General features: G+C 62.7%; 15 protein-coding genes. 9 read left to right on the top strand and 6 right to left on the bottom strand.

Annotated elements, in window-relative coordinates; all coding sequences use genetic code 11:
* Positions 1-26 precede the first annotated feature (26 nt).
* The 3 genes from JMY24_RS14900 to JMY24_RS14910 all read right to left on the bottom strand — a co-directional run bounded on the left by JMY24_RS14900 (position 27) and on the right by JMY24_RS14910 (position 2353).
* A complete protein-coding gene (locus JMY24_RS14900; RefSeq protein ID WP_128594062.1) occupies positions 27-767 on the bottom strand; it encodes a PepSY-associated TM helix domain-containing protein in 741 nt (246 codons plus the stop codon).
* A 249-nt stretch (positions 768-1016) separates the two neighbouring features.
* Complete coding sequence (locus JMY24_RS14905) at positions 1017-2042, bottom strand: serine/threonine protein kinase (RefSeq protein WP_128594061.1); 1026 nt, start codon at positions 2040-2042, stop codon at positions 1017-1019.
* A 98-nt stretch (positions 2043-2140) separates the two neighbouring features.
* The gene (locus JMY24_RS14910) at positions 2141-2353 is read right to left on the bottom strand and encodes a hypothetical protein (RefSeq protein ID WP_006050502.1); all 213 of its coding nucleotides are present in this window, start codon (positions 2351-2353) and stop codon (positions 2141-2143) included.
* 447 nt (positions 2354-2800) lie between these two features.
* On the opposite strand from JMY24_RS14910, the gene JMY24_RS14915 reads away from it, so the two are divergent.
* Positions 2801-4006 carry an MFS transporter gene (locus JMY24_RS14915; RefSeq protein ID WP_128594060.1) on the top strand — a complete coding sequence of 402 codons (1206 nt, stop codon included), beginning with the start codon at positions 2801-2803 and terminating at the stop codon, positions 4004-4006.
* A gap of 306 nt (positions 4007-4312) precedes the next feature.
* The gene (locus JMY24_RS14920; RefSeq protein WP_020067230.1) at positions 4313-4498 is read left to right on the top strand and encodes a hypothetical protein; all 186 of its coding nucleotides are present in this window, start codon (positions 4313-4315) and stop codon (positions 4496-4498) included.
* A gap of 63 nt (positions 4499-4561) precedes the next feature.
* On the opposite strand, the gene mgrA is transcribed toward JMY24_RS14920, so the two are convergent.
* Complete coding sequence (gene mgrA, locus JMY24_RS14925; RefSeq protein WP_128594059.1) at positions 4562-5605, bottom strand: L-glyceraldehyde 3-phosphate reductase; 1044 nt, start codon at positions 5603-5605, stop codon at positions 4562-4564.
* Between the two features lie 211 nt (positions 5606-5816).
* Between mgrA and JMY24_RS14930 the strand changes: the two genes are divergently transcribed.
* A complete protein-coding gene (locus JMY24_RS14930) occupies positions 5817-6023 on the top strand; it encodes a DUF3185 family protein (RefSeq protein WP_128594058.1) in 207 nt (68 codons plus the stop codon).
* A gap of 46 nt (positions 6024-6069) precedes the next feature.
* Here the strand turns inward: JMY24_RS14930 and JMY24_RS14935 are convergent, their stop codons facing one another.
* The gene (locus JMY24_RS14935) at positions 6070-6831 is read right to left on the bottom strand and encodes a phytanoyl-CoA dioxygenase family protein (protein ID WP_128594057.1); all 762 of its coding nucleotides are present in this window, start codon (positions 6829-6831) and stop codon (positions 6070-6072) included.
* Between the two features lie 481 nt (positions 6832-7312).
* Here JMY24_RS14935 and JMY24_RS14940 point away from each other — a divergent pair, with 481 nt between their 5' ends.
* Positions 7313-7684, top strand: coding sequence for a hypothetical protein (locus JMY24_RS14940; protein WP_128584936.1), 372 nt, complete (start codon positions 7313-7315; stop codon positions 7682-7684).
* 191 nt (positions 7685-7875) lie between these two features.
* Here the strand turns inward: JMY24_RS14940 and metK are convergent, their stop codons facing one another.
* Entirely contained in the window at positions 7876-9066 is a 1191-nt protein-coding gene (gene metK, locus JMY24_RS14945; protein ID WP_128584935.1) for a methionine adenosyltransferase, read from the bottom strand.
* 273 nt (positions 9067-9339) lie between these two features.
* On the opposite strand from metK, the gene JMY24_RS14950 reads away from it, so the two are divergent.
* The 5 genes from JMY24_RS14950 (at position 9340) to JMY24_RS14970 (ending at position 14311) form a co-directional block, all read left to right on the top strand.
* Positions 9340-10224 carry a lipid A biosynthesis lauroyl acyltransferase gene (locus tag JMY24_RS14950; RefSeq protein ID WP_128584934.1) on the top strand — a complete coding sequence of 295 codons (885 nt, stop codon included), beginning with the start codon at positions 9340-9342 and terminating at the stop codon, positions 10222-10224.
* Between the two features lie 138 nt (positions 10225-10362).
* The gene (gene dapF, locus JMY24_RS14955; protein ID WP_128594056.1) at positions 10363-11226 is read left to right on the top strand and encodes a diaminopimelate epimerase; all 864 of its coding nucleotides are present in this window, start codon (positions 10363-10365) and stop codon (positions 11224-11226) included.
* A 93-nt stretch (positions 11227-11319) separates the two neighbouring features.
* Positions 11320-12048, top strand: coding sequence for a DUF484 family protein (locus tag JMY24_RS14960; RefSeq protein WP_201702321.1), 729 nt, complete (start codon positions 11320-11322; stop codon positions 12046-12048).
* Between the two features lie 43 nt (positions 12049-12091).
* Positions 12092-13015: a tyrosine recombinase XerC gene (gene xerC, locus JMY24_RS14965; protein WP_201702322.1), complete on the top strand. Its 924-nt coding sequence runs from the start codon at positions 12092-12094 to the stop codon at positions 13013-13015.
* Between the two features lie 93 nt (positions 13016-13108).
* On the top strand, positions 13109-14311 hold the full coding sequence (locus tag JMY24_RS14970) for a class I SAM-dependent rRNA methyltransferase (RefSeq protein WP_128594054.1): 1203 nt from the start codon (positions 13109-13111) through the stop codon (positions 14309-14311).
* The last annotated feature ends 207 nt before the right edge of the window (positions 14312-14518 follow it).

Here is a 14518-nt window from a genome sequence, read left to right on the forward strand (position 1 = left end):
GTGGCTGGCTGACGCCCGGCGGCTTCTTACATCAACCCGCAAACCACGGCTGCGATCACCGATCCGCCGATCAGCACGACGCCTACCACGCGGCGTTTGTTCAGTTCGGTCCACAACAGAACACCGGTCAGCGAAAGCAGGATGAGCGAGCCGGCGATCGTATCGACCAGCAGCATCCATCCGATGCTCAAGCCCACGCCCTTGTGCAGATTGGTCATCGTCGCGAGGAAGGAATTTTGCGTGCGTTTGACCGCGACGAAGCCGTTGCCCACCCAGTACTCGGCTTGCACGTTCTGCGTGGGCGCGGCGAATGCAATCTGCCAGAACTCGGGCTGAATCGTGTTGCGATCACCCCAAGCCACCGGATGCGCCGGCTCGCGCTTCATCCTGCCGGGTTTGCCGTCGATTTTCAGTTCGCCCTTGAGCCACTTCGCCATGTCCATCGGCGAATGAAACGGCTTTTCCGGCACGGCCATTTGCAACTCCTCGACCTGCGGCTGTCCGGTCGACACCTTCATCGGCCCCGCGCGATGGTTCAGCAGGAAGCCGGTTGCGCCGAACATGAGTCCGAGCACCGCGCCCCACAAGCCGACCCAGCCATGCACTTTCCGCAGCCACTTGATGAAGTTCGCGCGCCGCGAACGCTGACGCCGCGCTGCCTGCTCGGCGCCGTCCATCAGATGATGGCCGGGCGGCTGTTCATGGGCGACATATCGCGAGGCGCCATTGGCAGCAGGTTTCATATCGATCGAATCAGGCGCGTTCACATCATGCTCCAGGCACAGCAGGTTAAGCCGCCGCCCGCGCGCAGTTAGGGAGCGCGCTCAGAGACGGGCGGCGACGGAATTCTGAAGGAGAGAGCGGACAACTCCGGCTTGCGGTCCAGAGCCGTCCTGTTGAGAGGCTGGCTGGCAGTCACAGAGGAGGAGAAATGTGACAGGAAGCTGGCGATGCCCTTCAATTGAGAATGGCTATCATTACACAATTGGCGCATTTGCTCAATCGCGGCAAAAAGCTCACACCGGCCACAACGGCCCTTCCTGCATCGCGCCGAGTTGCTCGCGCATTTCGAGGATGCGGTCTTCCCAATAACGTTGCGTGTTGAACCACGGAAACGCGGCCGGAAACGCCGGATCGTCCCAACGGCGCGCGAGCCACGCCTGGTAATGAATCAGCCGCAGCGTGCGCAACGCTTCGACCAGATGCAGTTCACGCGGCTCGAAGTCACAGAAGTCTTCGTAACCGGCGAGCAGATCCGCCAGCGCACGCGATGCCTCGGCGCGCTCGCCGGGCAGCAGCAACCACAAATCCTGCACGGCCGGACCCATGCGGCTATCGTCGAAGTCGACGAAATGCGGGCCCGCGTCGGTCCACAACACGTTGCTCGGATGACAGTCGCCGTGCATGCGGAGATTGCGGATCTCGCCTGCCCGCTCGAATGCGCGTTCCACGCCCTCCAGCGCCAGATTGACGACGGTTTCCCAGGCGGCGCGCACGTCGTCGGGTATGAAGCGGTGGGCGAGCAGAAAGTCACGCGGTTCGAAGCCGAACGTTTGAATGTCGAGCGTGGGACGCTCCGCGTAGTCCTGCGTCTGCCCAACGGCGTGAATGCGGCCGATGAAACGCCCCAGCCATTCGAGCGTATCGCGCCGGTCGAGATCGGGCGCACGTCCGCCGCGACGCTCGAAGATCGAGAAACGGAAACCGTCGAAGGTATGCAGTGTGCGGCCCTCGTAGGCACGCGCCGGCACAGCGGGAATTTCCCGCGCAGCCAGTTCGGCAACGAACGCGTGTTCTTCGAGAATGGCGGCGTCGCTCCAGCGTTCAGGGCGATAGAACTTCGCGACGACGGGCGGGCCGTCTTCGACGCCCACCTGATACACGCGGTTCTCGTAGCTGTTGAGCGGCAACATACGCCCGTCGGTGCGCACGCCGGCTGTGGCGAGCACGCTGTCGAGAGCGTCGAGCACGATTTCCGGCTGGAGCCGGGCGAAAGGCACGGCGCGGTCTGCGCCGTCCTGTGGATCGAGAATGTCGTTCATGCCCGCATTGTGCGCCGCGCCGCCGTCAAAGACGAGCGCGGTTCAACCTGCGGCTCGCGTCTGCCGCCAGGCGACAGACGCGCCGAACCATGAACGCTTTAATGCATCTGCGCGCTTGACGGACGCACGAGTTCGCCGGTGTCGATAAGGTCTTCGAGGAAAAAGGGTTCAGTGTTCAGCTGCGGCGAAGCGCCGGGCTCGCCGGCATACCACGCCACCATGGCCATGTCGCCGAGAATGCGCATGACGATTCCGCGCGCGCCTTGCGGCACGGCGATATGCACTGATCGGACAATGGAACCGATTTGCATGATGTTTCCCCGTTCTCCCATAGCCGGCTTTATAAGTTCGTGCCGGTCAAGGTGATGATAAAAGCGCCGCTTCGCCGGTAACGTTGCGTACGCACCCAAATAGCTGCGCGTGAATACACGTGAGAGCTTCGAGTCATTGTTCCCGTTTTGCGGGGCCTTGGAAAGCGGGAACTGAGGGCGCTTCGCCCGTCGTTTCGCTTTATTCGTCGAGACGCGCGGCATCGCGACGAGACCATCATAAACCCTCGTGGGCAGAGATATCAAAAACGTGCGGCGTCGGCGCGACTCGCGCGTTTGCGGCGCACGCATGCGCCATTTTCAGCGTATCCTTAACTGCTTTGCACGAGCGTCGTCTCGCGCGCGTCGACCACCATCGCGCCGCACCCGATACATCGCTGCCGGTTCTTCATCTGCTTCGTGTCGCCTCCTGCTCTTTTGCTCTCTGCCGTGCCCAACACCTCCGACACGCCCTATCTCGAACGCGGCACCCGCGCTTATTGGCGCGCCAGCATCGCATTGCTGTTCGCGGGCTATGCCACGTTTTCGTTGCTGTATTGCGTGCAGCCGCTGCTGCCGTCGTTTTCGTCGGCATTCAACGTGACGCCTGCGCAAAGCAGTCTTACTGTCTCGTTGACTACGGCCGCACTGGCAGTCGCCATCTTCATGGCCGGCTTCGTCTCCGAAGGCTGGAGCCGTCACAAGCTGATGACGATGTCGCTCACCGTCTCCGCGCTCCTCACCATCGGCGTGTCGATTGCGCCGCAATGGCACCAGTTGCTCGTGCTGCGCGCGCTCGAAGGTCTCGCGCTCGGCGGTGTGCCGGCCGTCGCAATGGCTTATCTCGCGGAAGAAGTGCATCCCGACGGCTTGGGGCTCGCAATGGGCCTGTATGTCGGCGGCACCGCAATCGGCGGGATGGCGGGGCGGGTGATTACGGGCATCGTCGCCGATCTGTTTTCGTGGCGCGTCGCAATCGGCACGATTGGCGTGCTCGGCATTCTGTCGATGCTCGCGTTTCGCGCGCTGCTACCGCCGTCGCGTCATTTCGTGCCGCGGCGCGGGCTCGGCTTCACGCATCATCGCAGCGCGCTCGTCAGGCAATTCAGACGGCCGGGCCTGCCCCTGCTGTTTCTGCTCGGCTTCGTGCTGATGGGCAGCTTCGTCACGCTGTACAACTACATCGGCTACCGGCTGCTCGCGCCGCCGTACCGGTTGAGTCAAACGGAGATCGGCGCGATCTTCGTGGTCTATCTGACGGGCGTCATCGCGTCGCCGTGGTCGGGGCGCATGGCCGACACATTCGGCCGCGCTCGGGTGCTGACGGCGAGCTTGCTGTTGATGGCCTTGGGCCTCGCGCTCACCATGTTGAGTCCGCTTTCGGCGATTGTCGGCGGCATCGCATGCGTGACGTTCGGCTTCTTCGCGGGGCACGCCGTCGCAAGCGGCTGGGTCGGGCGTCTCGCGAAAGAGGCCAAAGGCCAGGCGGCCGCGCTATATCTGCTTGCGTACTACATCGGCTCGAGCCTGATCGGCTCGTACGGCGGCCACATGTGGGCCGGTTACGGTTGGAACGGCGTTGCGGGATTAGTCTGCGCACTGCTCGCGATCGGCGTGCTGGCGACGCTCAGATTGCGCCGGCTCGATCAGGCTTGAATGCCGCCGGCGAATCCGCGACTGTCTCATCGCTCAGTTCGCCGGTGATTCAAGCTGCATCGAAAGAGGCCAAAAAGTAAGGGGCGCGTAAGCAAACGCTTCACACCTTTGGGCTGCGTTTGCTGCGTCGCGGCAACCGCGCGAAGCCTTGCGGCAGTTGGCTTCTACGGATTGCGAATAAACGTCGGGGAGTTACCGGACGCGCCTCCGCCGGCTCAGCCGTCACCTATACTCAAATCGAGCGTTGCAGCGCGCGACTCTGAACGAGAGCCGCTCATTGCGCCGCGAATACAAAAGGAGACGGGTATGACGACCTATTTCACGATCGGCGATTTCATTCTGGTCATTCCGATGGCGCTTGCCGGGGCATTGTTCGTAGGCGCGCTTCCTTGCAAGACGGAATTGCGGCACAACGCGCTGCGCGTGCTGGGCGCGCTGCTCGGCGTAATGTTCGCAGTCGTGCTGGTCGAAGGCTTGCCCGCACTCGTATAGCGAAAAAAGCCGCCTCACCGGCGGCTTTCGTTTTTCATTTGCGTGGCGCCAGGGCCGCCGGAATCAGATCGCCTGATCGGTCGACGGCTTTTCCCACAAGTTGACGCCGCCCTCGGTCGCGTAGCGGTCGATCTCCGCGAGTTCCTCTTTCGTGAACGCGAGGTTCTTCAGCGCGCCGACGTTCTCACGCACCTGTTCCGCGCGGCTCGCGCCGATCAGCACCGAGGTCACGCGCGGATCGCGCAACGCCCACGCAAGCGCCATTTGCGCAAGGCTTTGTCCGCGACGCTGAGCGATATCGTTCAGCTTGCGTACATGCTCGATGTTCTGCGCGCTCAAATGCTCCTCCTTCAGCGAACCGCCGCCCGGCTTGTTGACGCGCGCGTCTTGCGGCACGCCATTCAGATACTTGCCGGTGAGCAGGCCCTGTGCGAGCGGCGTGAACGCAATCGTGCCCGCGCCGACCTGTTCGAGCGTGTCGAGCAGATCGTGTTCGATCCAGCGATTGAGCATGTTGTACGCGGGCTGATGAATCAGCAATGGCACCTTGTATTCGGCGAGCAGCTTCGCCATTTCCAGCGTCTTGCTCGCTGAGTATGACGAAATGCCGATGTAAAGCGCCTTGCCCTGCTGCACAGCGCTCGCCAGTGCGCCGGCGGTTTCCTCGAGCGGCGTGTTCGCGTCGAAGCGATGCGAATAGAAAATGTCGACGTAGTCGAGGCCCATACGCTTCAGACTTTGATCGAGACTCGCGAGCACATATTTGCGCGAACCGCCGCCTTGTCCATACGGACCGGGCCACATGTCCCAGCCGGCCTTCGACGAAATCAGCAGCTCGTCGCGATACGGTTTGAAGTCGTCCTTGAAGTGGCGGCCGAAGTTCGTTTCGGCGCTGCCATACGGCGGCCCGTAGTTGTTCGCGAGATCGAAGTGCGTGATGCCAAGGTCGAACGCGGTACGCAGAATTTCACGTTGAGTGGAGAGCGGCGTCGTATCGCCGAAGTTGTGCCACAAGCCGAGCGACAGTGCGGGAAGTTTGAGACCTGACTTGCCGCACACGCGGTATTGCATGTCCGAATAGCGTTCTGAAGCTGCTTCGTAAGCCATTGCTGGTGTCCTTGATGGTGATGTCGCCCGGGAATCTACGGGCATGGGCAATCGCATGCTGCGGGAGGCGTGCTGCTGTGGGTTTGTTTTTATGTGCGGCCAGACCGCTATGGTAGCCAATCGACGGAATGCGTGCAGACGCCTCTATGCAGGATGGACTACTGCTTGCAGGTCCCCTACACTTTCGCCGATCGAGCTTATGGAGCGTTAAATGACGAAGGCGATTTCAATCGCGCTGATTGTGGGTGGCATCGTGTTGCTGTATTTCGGCGGGCAGGCGTTCAATTCGGTAAGCAGCGACTTGTCCCGCGTCTTTACAGGTTCGCCGTCGAACAAGGCAATCATGCTGATCGTAGGCGGCGTGGTGGCGACGCTCGCGGGAATAACGGGCATCGCCCTGTCTGGCCGCAAGCGCTAGGCGCGAAGCGGCGCAGGCCTCGGCGGCGGCAGAAAGCGCCGAAAAATCAGAAGGCGATTTCAGGCTTCGCCGCTGAGCGGGTGCCCGGCAACGGCACATTGCTCGCGCCGTGATACGTGTACACGAGCGAGAACTTCACCTGATCGCTGATGTTCTTGCCCGCGGAATGCAGCGTATTGCAATGAAAGAACACCACGTCCCCGGCTTTCAGTTCGGGCGATACGGCAGCGCGAATCCACGCCTGGTTTTCCTCGAGATCGGAGCGGAAGAACTTCATGTCGTCGAAGCGTTCACCCGTGAATACAGCGGTGTGCGATCCAGGCACGAACCATAGCGCGCCGTTGTCGACGGTTTCGCTGCCTAGCGCGAGCCATACCGAAACCAGGTCGTCGCGCTCGAACGACCAGTAGCGCACATCGCGATGCCAGCCGGTCAGGCTGCCGTATGCCGGGTGCTTAGTCATCATGCAATTGTGATGGGCGCGCGACAGGCGCGGTTCCTCACCGAAATACAGTTCCATCCAGCCGCGAATTTCCGGGGCAGTCGCCCATTGGGCGAAACTGCGGTCGCGGGCATACGCATCGAGCAATCGCCGCACGGTCTGGCCGCCAGGCGCATGTCTGGAAGACGGCGCTCCGGGGTATTGCAGATCCGCTTCGAACTCGATGGGCGCCGCGGCTTCCTGCAACTGACGTTGCGCGACCTGTTTCATTTCCTCGCAACGCTCGGCCGGCACAAGGCCAGGCACGACGACGAAGCCCTGCTCCCGCAATGTCTGAATCTGCTCTTTCTTCGAATGAAATGACATGGTGTTCCGTGACCGTCGACAAACCGATGTTCGATTGTAAAACGGGCGCGATCATACCGCCTGCTGTTTGACGTTCGCGTGTTGCGATGAACTTGATGCAAGTCTGCCAGTTGCGCACTGTTTGCATGCAGCTCGCGACGACGCCGCACGTTTCTCGGGCAACCGCGCACACGAATCGTACGCAAGGGGAGCGAGCGCTATTCGGTTCAACGTCTTCGCGCACCTCGTGAAAACCCGTACCCGCAGGGTAAAAACCGACTTTCAGACGTCACGAATCACGTGTAGCCTGCACGCATGTTGATTGCTATTCCCGCCTGTTTGCACGCTGCACCGGCCATCAAGGCCCGCCCGGCTGTCCGCCGGGCAGTTTTCCATCGAATCCCGGGCTCCCGCGCAGTCGATCGCGATGCCGCCATTGGCATGCTTGGTGCTGCTATTGGCGCACATTTGATCGCGCGACACGCTGCCTACCTGTGAAGCCATGCATACTCTTCTGAGCACCCGTTTCACCCGAGCCGCACTCAAAGCCGCCCGTCCCGCACGCCGCCACGTGGTGCGCGCCCTGCGTCACCACGCCACGCGCACGCGCGCTTTAGGCGAACAATGGCGCGACGCCAAAGCGGTCGACGGCATTCGCACCTGGTTCAATACTTTCTTCTCGGCGCTGCGCACACGCGGCGGTTCGCGCCGCTTCTCACTACGCACTCTCCTGCGCAAACCGACACCGCTGCGTCTGAGCGCTATTCAGCGCGCGCCGGTCGCCGTGCCGGCGCAAAGCGCGAGCCGCCGTCCCCGCCGAATGTCGACGAACGGCAGCACGGGCTGGTTTGCGTTCGCGTTCGCGAGCCGCTAATCAGCAAAAGCGTCGCTAGGCGCAATGATCCAGCGGCTTCGGACGGCTTAAGCACGAGCTGCTCAAGCCACGCGCGATGCCGACGCATTGCTTGATGTCCGCGCCGACAATCGACGGCCAATAAAAAACCCCGCGCGGCGCAAGCCGGCGGGGTTTTTTCACACTGAAGCTGAAGATGCGTACGGCTAGCGTTAGTCCGCCAGCGCAGCGACCGGCTCGGTACCTGCAGCTTCGGCGAGCGCCAGAGCCTTGTCGGTGGCTTCCCACGTGAATTCCGGCTCTTCGCGGCCAAAGTGACCATAAGCCGCGCTCTTCTCGTAGACCGGGCGCAGCAGGTCGAGCATCTGAATGATGCCCTTCGGACGCAGATCGAAATGCTCCTGCACGAGGCGCGTGATCGTTGCATCAGAAACGCGGCCAGTGCCGAACGTGTTGACCATGACCGAAGTCGGCTGCGCGACGCCAATTGCGTACGACACCTGAATCAGGCAGCGCGATGCGAGGCCGGCGGCCACGATGTTCTTTGCGACATAACGGCCCGCATAAGCAGCCGAACGGTCGACCTTCGACGGATCCTTGCCCGAGAACGCGCCGCCGCCGTGGGGCGCCGCGCCGCCGTACGTGTCGACGATGATCTTGCGCCCAGTCAAACCGCAATCGCCTTGCGGACCGCCAATGACGAAACGGCCCGTCGGGTTCACGAGGAACTTGATGTCGCCCTTGATGAGCTCAGCCGGCAGCGTCGGCTTGATGACTTCTTCGATCACGGCTTCGCGCAGCGTACCGAGGTCGATGTCCGGCGAATGCTGCGTGGACAGCACCACAGTGTCGATGGAGTGCGGCTTGCCGTCGACATAGCGCACCGTGACTTGCGATTTCGCGTCCGGACGCAGCCAGGGCAGACGACCGTCACGGCGCAGATTCGCCTGGCGCTCGACCAGACGATGCGACAGGTGGATCGGCAACGGCATCAATTCAGGTGTTTCTTCGCACGCGTAACCGAACATCAGGCCCTGGTCGCCCGCGCCCTGATCGAGGTTGTTGTCGTGCGCACGGTCCACGCCCTGAGCGATGTCCGGCGACTGCTTGTCGTACGCGACGAGCACCGCGCAACCGCGGTAGTCGATACCGTAGTCGGTGTTGTCGTAGCCGATGCGCTTGATCGTGTTGCGCGCGATCTGGATGTAGTCGACGTTGGCGGTGGTGGTGATTTCGCCCGCGAGCACCACGAGACCCGTGTTGCAAAGCGTTTCCGCGGCAACCCGCGAGTATTTGTCCTGCGTCAGGATGGCGTCGAGAATCGCGTCGGAAATCTGGTCCGCGACTTTGTCGGGATGGCCTTCGGAAACGGATTCGGAGGTGAAGAAATAGTCGTTTGCCACGTTGCAGACTCCTGTTTTGTGGTTACGGTTGAGTTTCACGTAGCCAGCTTCGGGAGTCTGAAGCGGCGACGCTTTAGCGGATTACCTTACCGGCAGGCGCATATCACGTGGATCGCACCGCCCGGCTTCGCCCCGCAAGTTGTCTATTAACTCGGCGAAGCCCTTATTATAGCGACTTCCATTGATTGTCACAGAGTGTCCACGAGTGCGGTATTACGTCCCCCTCTCCGCTTTCCTGAACCCCGTCCCGCAAAGCGCCTCCGCGGAGGCTACATGCTGAGCCGCTATGGCGCCCGGCTCGCGATCGGCCTTCTCAAACTCTTCGCGCTGCTGCCGTACGGTTTCATCGCCCGTCTCGGCGACGGACTCGGCTGGCTGCTGTATCAGATTCCCAGCCGGCGCAAGCGCATCGTCCATATCAACCTGAAGCTGTGTTTCCCCCAATGGAGCGACGAGCGGCGTGAAGACGTCGCGCAGAAGCATTTCCGCCACGCGATCCGCAGCTACCTCGAACGCAGCGTGCAGTGGTTCGGCTCTGCAAAGAAACTCGAGAAGCTGATCCAGCTCGACAGCGCGATCGACCTGACCGACCCGAATCTGCCGCCTACGCTTTTTCTGGGCTTTCACTTCGTCGGCATCGAGGCGGGCTCGATCTTTCTCAATTACTCGCTCAAGCGCCGTTGCGGCTCGCTTTATCAGCCGATGTCGAACCCGGAGCTGGAAGAAGTCGCCAAGGCGGCGCGCGCGCGCTTCGGCGCGGACATGGCAAGCCGCGCCGACAGCGCGCGCATCGTGCTGCGCTGGTTGCGCGAACGCAAGCCGGTCATGCTTGGCGCCGACATGGACTACGGCGCGCGCAATTCAACCTTCGTGCCGTTTTTTGGTGTGCAGACCTGCACTCTGACCGCCGTCGGGCGTCTTTCGAAAGTCGGTCATGCGCAAGTAGTGCCGTTCATCGGCGAAGTGCTGCCTAACTACAAGGGTTATCGCCTGAAGGTGTTCAAGCCGTGGGAGAACTATCCGACCGGCGACGACTACGAGGATGCGCGACGCATGAACGCTTTCCTCGAAGAACAGATTCCGTTGATGCCCGAGCAGTACTACTGGGTTCACAAGCGTTTCAAGACGCGGCCGCCCGGCGTGCCGAGCGTGTATTGACGCCGGTTGCCCGACTGGCGCGCGTCCGGCCGCCTACCATGGGCCTGCCGGGCGAGCGCGGAATTAACGCGCCGTTCGGCTCACCGACTTGGCTCACCGACTTGGCTCACTTCTGGGCGCGTCACTTACAATAGCGTGATGAAACTGAAATTCACCAAAATGCACGGCGCGGGCAACGACTTCGTCGTGCTCGACGGCTACACCCAACCGGTCAACCTGACGCCGGCGCAGGTGCGCGCGCTCGCGGACCGGCATTTTGGCGTGGGCGCCGACCAGCTTCTGCTGGTCGAGAAGCCGACGGTAGAAGGCGTCGATTTCAGATATCGCATCTTCAATTGCGACGGCGGCGAAGTCGAACATTGCGGCAACGGCGCACGCTGCTTCGTGAAGTTCGTCCGCGACAGCGGCCTCACCGATCAGCGCAGCGTGCGCGTGCAGGTCCAGAACGGCACGATCACGCTGACCATGCAGGAAAACGGTGAAGTGCTGGTCGATATGGGCGCGCCGGTGTTCGACCCGGAACGCGTGCCTTTCGCTACCAAAGGTCTCGAAGGGCGCCGGGAAGGCGCGGACACACTGTGGCCGCTCGACGTCAACGGCACCACGCGCTGGATTTCGGCCGTGTCGATGGGCAATCCGCACGCAGTGCAAGTCGTCGACGACGTGGAGGAGTTTCCCGTGCTCGTCGAAGGTCCGGTGATCGAGCGGCATGCACGCTTTCCGCAACGGGTCAACGCGGGCTTCATGCAGATCGTCGGTCGCAGCGAAATCAAACTGCGCGTGTATGAGCGCGGTGCCGGTGAAACGCTGGCATGCGGCACGGGCGCGTGCGCGGCGGTCGCAGCGGGCATTCGCCGCGGACTGCTCGACGCGCCGGTGCTCGTCCATACGCATGGCGGCAAGCTCACCATCACATGGGACAGCAAGCATCCAAACGAGCCTCTGCTGATGGCAGGCCCCGCCACAACCGTTTTTCAGGGCGAGATCGAACTGGCCGATTGAACGCGTCCGGTTCAATCGCGCATGACTGATCCACTAACTCATTGACCGACGCGTCGCATGAAGGCGTCGTCCCGTAGTCCTACAGCCGAAACCATGAACGATCGCGAAGTCGCCGAATACCTGCTTGCCAACCCCGAATTCTTCGCCGAACACGCGGAAATCCTCGCGACCATCCGCCTCGCGAACCCGCACGGCAAAGCTGCGGTGTCGCTGCAGGAGCGGCAGATGGAAATGCTGCGCGACAAGAACAAGCATCTCGAGCGCCGGCTTGCCGAACTGCTGCGCTACGGCCATGAAAACGACAGCATCGCCTCCCGCTTTAACCGCTGGACGATCCGCGTAATGTCCGAGCGCGATTCGTACGCGCTGCCGCGCACGATCGCCAACGGCCTGCGCGACATTTTCGACGTGCCTCAGGCCGCGCTGCGCGTTTGGGACGTCGCCGAACCGTACGCTCAGGCGGACTTCGCGCGCCACGTCGGAGAGGAAGTACGCATTTTTGCGAACAGCCTGACCGCGCCCTACTGCGGCGCGAACACGGGTTTCGAGGCAGCGCAATGGCTGGTGCCTGCAACCGGCACAACCGGCGCGGCCGACGAAAACACGTCGGGGGGCGCCGCGCCCGAGTCGGCGCATGCGACAGAGTCCATCGCGCTGCTCGCGCTGCGCGATCCGGAGGGCAAGGAAGAAGCGTCGGCTTTCGGCCTGCTGGTGATGGGCTCGGCGGATGCGCGGCGCTTCCACGAAGGCATGGCGACCGACTTCCTCACGCAGATCGGCGGGCTCGCGAGCGCGGCGCTCAGCCGTCTGCTGCCGCGCTGATTCAGCGAGCGCCACGCGTCAACTGCCGGTTAAAAAGCCAACCGTGACCGAAGCCGATCCCATCGCCGCCTATCTGTCGAATCTCGAACATGAGCGACGGCTGTCGGCGCATACCTTGCGCGGCTACACGCACGAACTCGAAGAACTCCGGCTGCTGGCCAAGGGCCGGCCGTTCGAAAGCCTTACCGCCGTCGACATTCGCGGCGCCGTTTCGCGCGCGCATGCGGGCGGACTGACGGCGCGGTCGATCAGTCACCGCCTGTCGGCATGGCGCGCGTTTTACCGCTGGCTCGCCGGCCGCGTCGGCCTGCCTGCCAATCCGGTCGCCACCGTGCGCGCGCCGAAGCAGGCCAAGACGCTGCCCAAGGCGCTGTCCGTCGACGACGCCAACCGCCTGATGGAAAGCCCGCCCGCCGCATCGGCAGAAGGTTTGCGCGATCACGCCATGCTCGAACTGTTCTACTCGTCGGGGCTGCGTCTCGCAGAACTCGTCGGTCTGGACGCCCGTTTCGTCGACGGCGGCGGTTATCGCTCGGCAGGCTGGCTCAAACTCGATTCCGCCGAAGTCGAAGTGCTCGGCAAGGGCAACCGGCGCCGCATCGTGCCGGTCGGCAGCAAGGCGCTCGACGCGCTGAACGCGTGGCTGGCAGTGCGCGACCAGATGGTGAAACACGACCCGCATCCGCTTTTTCTGTCGGCGCGCGGCAACCGGCTGTCGCCGAATGTGGTGCGCGAGCGCGTGAAGCGCGCGGCCCTCGTGGCCGGCATTCCCGCCAATGTGCATCCGCACGTGCTGCGGCATTCGTTTGCCACGCACGTGCTGCAGTCGAGCGGAGACTTGCGCGCCGTGCAGGAATTGCTCGGGCACGCGAGCATCACGGCGACGCAGGTCTACACCGGGCTCGATTTCCAGCATCTCGCGCACGTCTACGATCAGGCGCATCCGCGCGCCAAAAAACGCGACTGACGCCGCTTTTGCGGTTTTTCGGTCTCCGCCTTCGCTTCATACGCCGCGCGTGCGCAGCAAGCCGCGCGGCCCTTTGTTCTCGCTGACATCCTGATGAATACCGTTACGCTCAAACCGTCGAAAGAAAAATCGCTGCTGCGCCGCCATCCGTGGGTCTATGCGAACGCGATCGACCGGATCGACGGCAATCCCGCGCCCGGCGCGACCGTGCTGGTGCGCACGCACGACGGCCGGTTCCTCGCACGCGCCGCGTACAGCCCGCATTCGCAGATCCGCGCCCGCGTGTGGAGCTTCGACGAAAGCGAGCCGATCGATCATGCGTTCTTCAAGCGCCGCGTGCAGCGCGCGCTCGCGCATCGTCGAACCATGGTTCACGACACCGGCGCAGTGCGGCTCATTTTCGGCGAAGCGGACGGCCTGCCGGGGCTGATCGTCGATCACTACGTCGCCGAAGACAAAGGCCAGCGCAGCCAGCTCGTGTGCCAGTTCATGGCGGCCGGCGTGGAGACGTGGAAGGAGGCGATCGTTGCGGCGCTGGCCGATGCGACCGGCTGCCCGAATGTCTACGAGCGTTCGGACGTGTCGATTCGTCAGAAGGAAGGGCTCGAACAGACCACCGGCGTGCTGGCGGGCGAGCCGCCTTCGGAGGCGCTGATCGCGAGCGAGAATGGCGTGCGTTATCACGTCGACGTGCGCAACGGCCATAAAACCGGTTTTTACGTCGATCAGCGCGACAATCGCCTGCTCGTGCAGCAGCTCGCGCAGGATCGGGACGTGTTGAACTGCTTCTGCTACACCGGCGGTTTTTCGCTGGCGGCGCTAAAAGGCGGCGCGAAGCGCGTCGTCTCGATCGATTCGTCCGGCGAAGCGTTGGCGCTTGCGCAGCAGAACGTGGCGGCGAACGGCTTCGACGCCGAACGCGCGACCTGGCTCGACGCCGACGCGTTCAAAACGCTGCGCCGCCTCTACGACGAAGGCGAGCGCTTCGACCTGATCGTGCTCGATCCGCCGAAGTTTGCGCCTTCGCGCGAACATGTGGACCGCGCGTCGCGCGCTTACAAGGACATCAACCTGACCGGCCTCAAACTGCTGCGCCCGGGCGGCCTGCTGTTCACCTATTCGTGCTCCGGCGCGATCGATTCCGAGTTGTTTCAGAAAATCGTGGCGAGCGCCGCCGCCGATGCACGCGTCGACGCGCGCATCCTCAAGCGCCTGGGCGCCGGGGTGGATCATCCGTTGCTCACAGCATTCCCGGAAGGTGAATACCTGAAAGGCCTGCTGTTGCAAATCGCCTGATCGCCTATAGATTCAAGGTTATTTCGCGCTGGGGCACGCTGGGGCATGTACCGCGACGGCTTCCGAATACCGCCTGCCAGCGCCGGCTTGACAGATATGTTTCAATAACCGGCTAGACGGGCCGCGCGCCGTAAGGCTGCCGCGCCCGCTTTTGCATACGCTCATGCGTGCGCTCATGCATGCGAACAGCCATTCGATTACGAATCG

It is taken from the genome of Paraburkholderia kirstenboschensis (genome assembly GCF_904848585.1).
Taxonomy (GTDB): domain Bacteria; phylum Pseudomonadota; class Gammaproteobacteria; order Burkholderiales; family Burkholderiaceae; genus Paraburkholderia; species Paraburkholderia kirstenboschensis.

Excerpts from the sequence above, each read along its gene's own strand:
- JMY24_RS14905 (WP_128594061.1), bottom strand. The coding sequence starts at position 2,042 with ATGAACGACATTCTCGATCCACAGGACGGCGCAGACCGCGCCGTGCCT.
- JMY24_RS14910 (WP_006050502.1), bottom strand. The coding sequence starts at position 2,353 with ATGCAAATCGGTTCCATTGTCCGATCAGTGCATATCGCCGTGCCGCAA.
- JMY24_RS14920 (WP_020067230.1), top strand. The coding sequence starts at position 4,313 with ATGACGACCTATTTCACGATCGGCGATTTCATTCTGGTCATTCCGATG.
- mgrA (WP_128594059.1), bottom strand. The coding sequence starts at position 5,605 with ATGGCTTACGAAGCAGCTTCAGAACGCTATTCGGACATGCAATACCGC.
- JMY24_RS14930 (WP_128594058.1), top strand. The coding sequence starts at position 5,817 with ATGACGAAGGCGATTTCAATCGCGCTGATTGTGGGTGGCATCGTGTTG.
- JMY24_RS14935 (WP_128594057.1), bottom strand. The coding sequence starts at position 6,831 with ATGTCATTTCATTCGAAGAAAGAGCAGATTCAGACATTGCGGGAGCAG.
- JMY24_RS14940 (WP_128584936.1), top strand. The coding sequence starts at position 7,313 with ATGCATACTCTTCTGAGCACCCGTTTCACCCGAGCCGCACTCAAAGCC.
- JMY24_RS14950 (WP_128584934.1), top strand. The coding sequence starts at position 9,340 with ATGCTGAGCCGCTATGGCGCCCGGCTCGCGATCGGCCTTCTCAAACTC.
- dapF (WP_128594056.1), top strand. The coding sequence starts at position 10,363 with ATGAAACTGAAATTCACCAAAATGCACGGCGCGGGCAACGACTTCGTC.
- JMY24_RS14960 (WP_201702321.1), top strand. The coding sequence starts at position 11,320 with ATGAACGATCGCGAAGTCGCCGAATACCTGCTTGCCAACCCCGAATTC.
- JMY24_RS14970 (WP_128594054.1), top strand. The coding sequence starts at position 13,109 with ATGAATACCGTTACGCTCAAACCGTCGAAAGAAAAATCGCTGCTGCGC.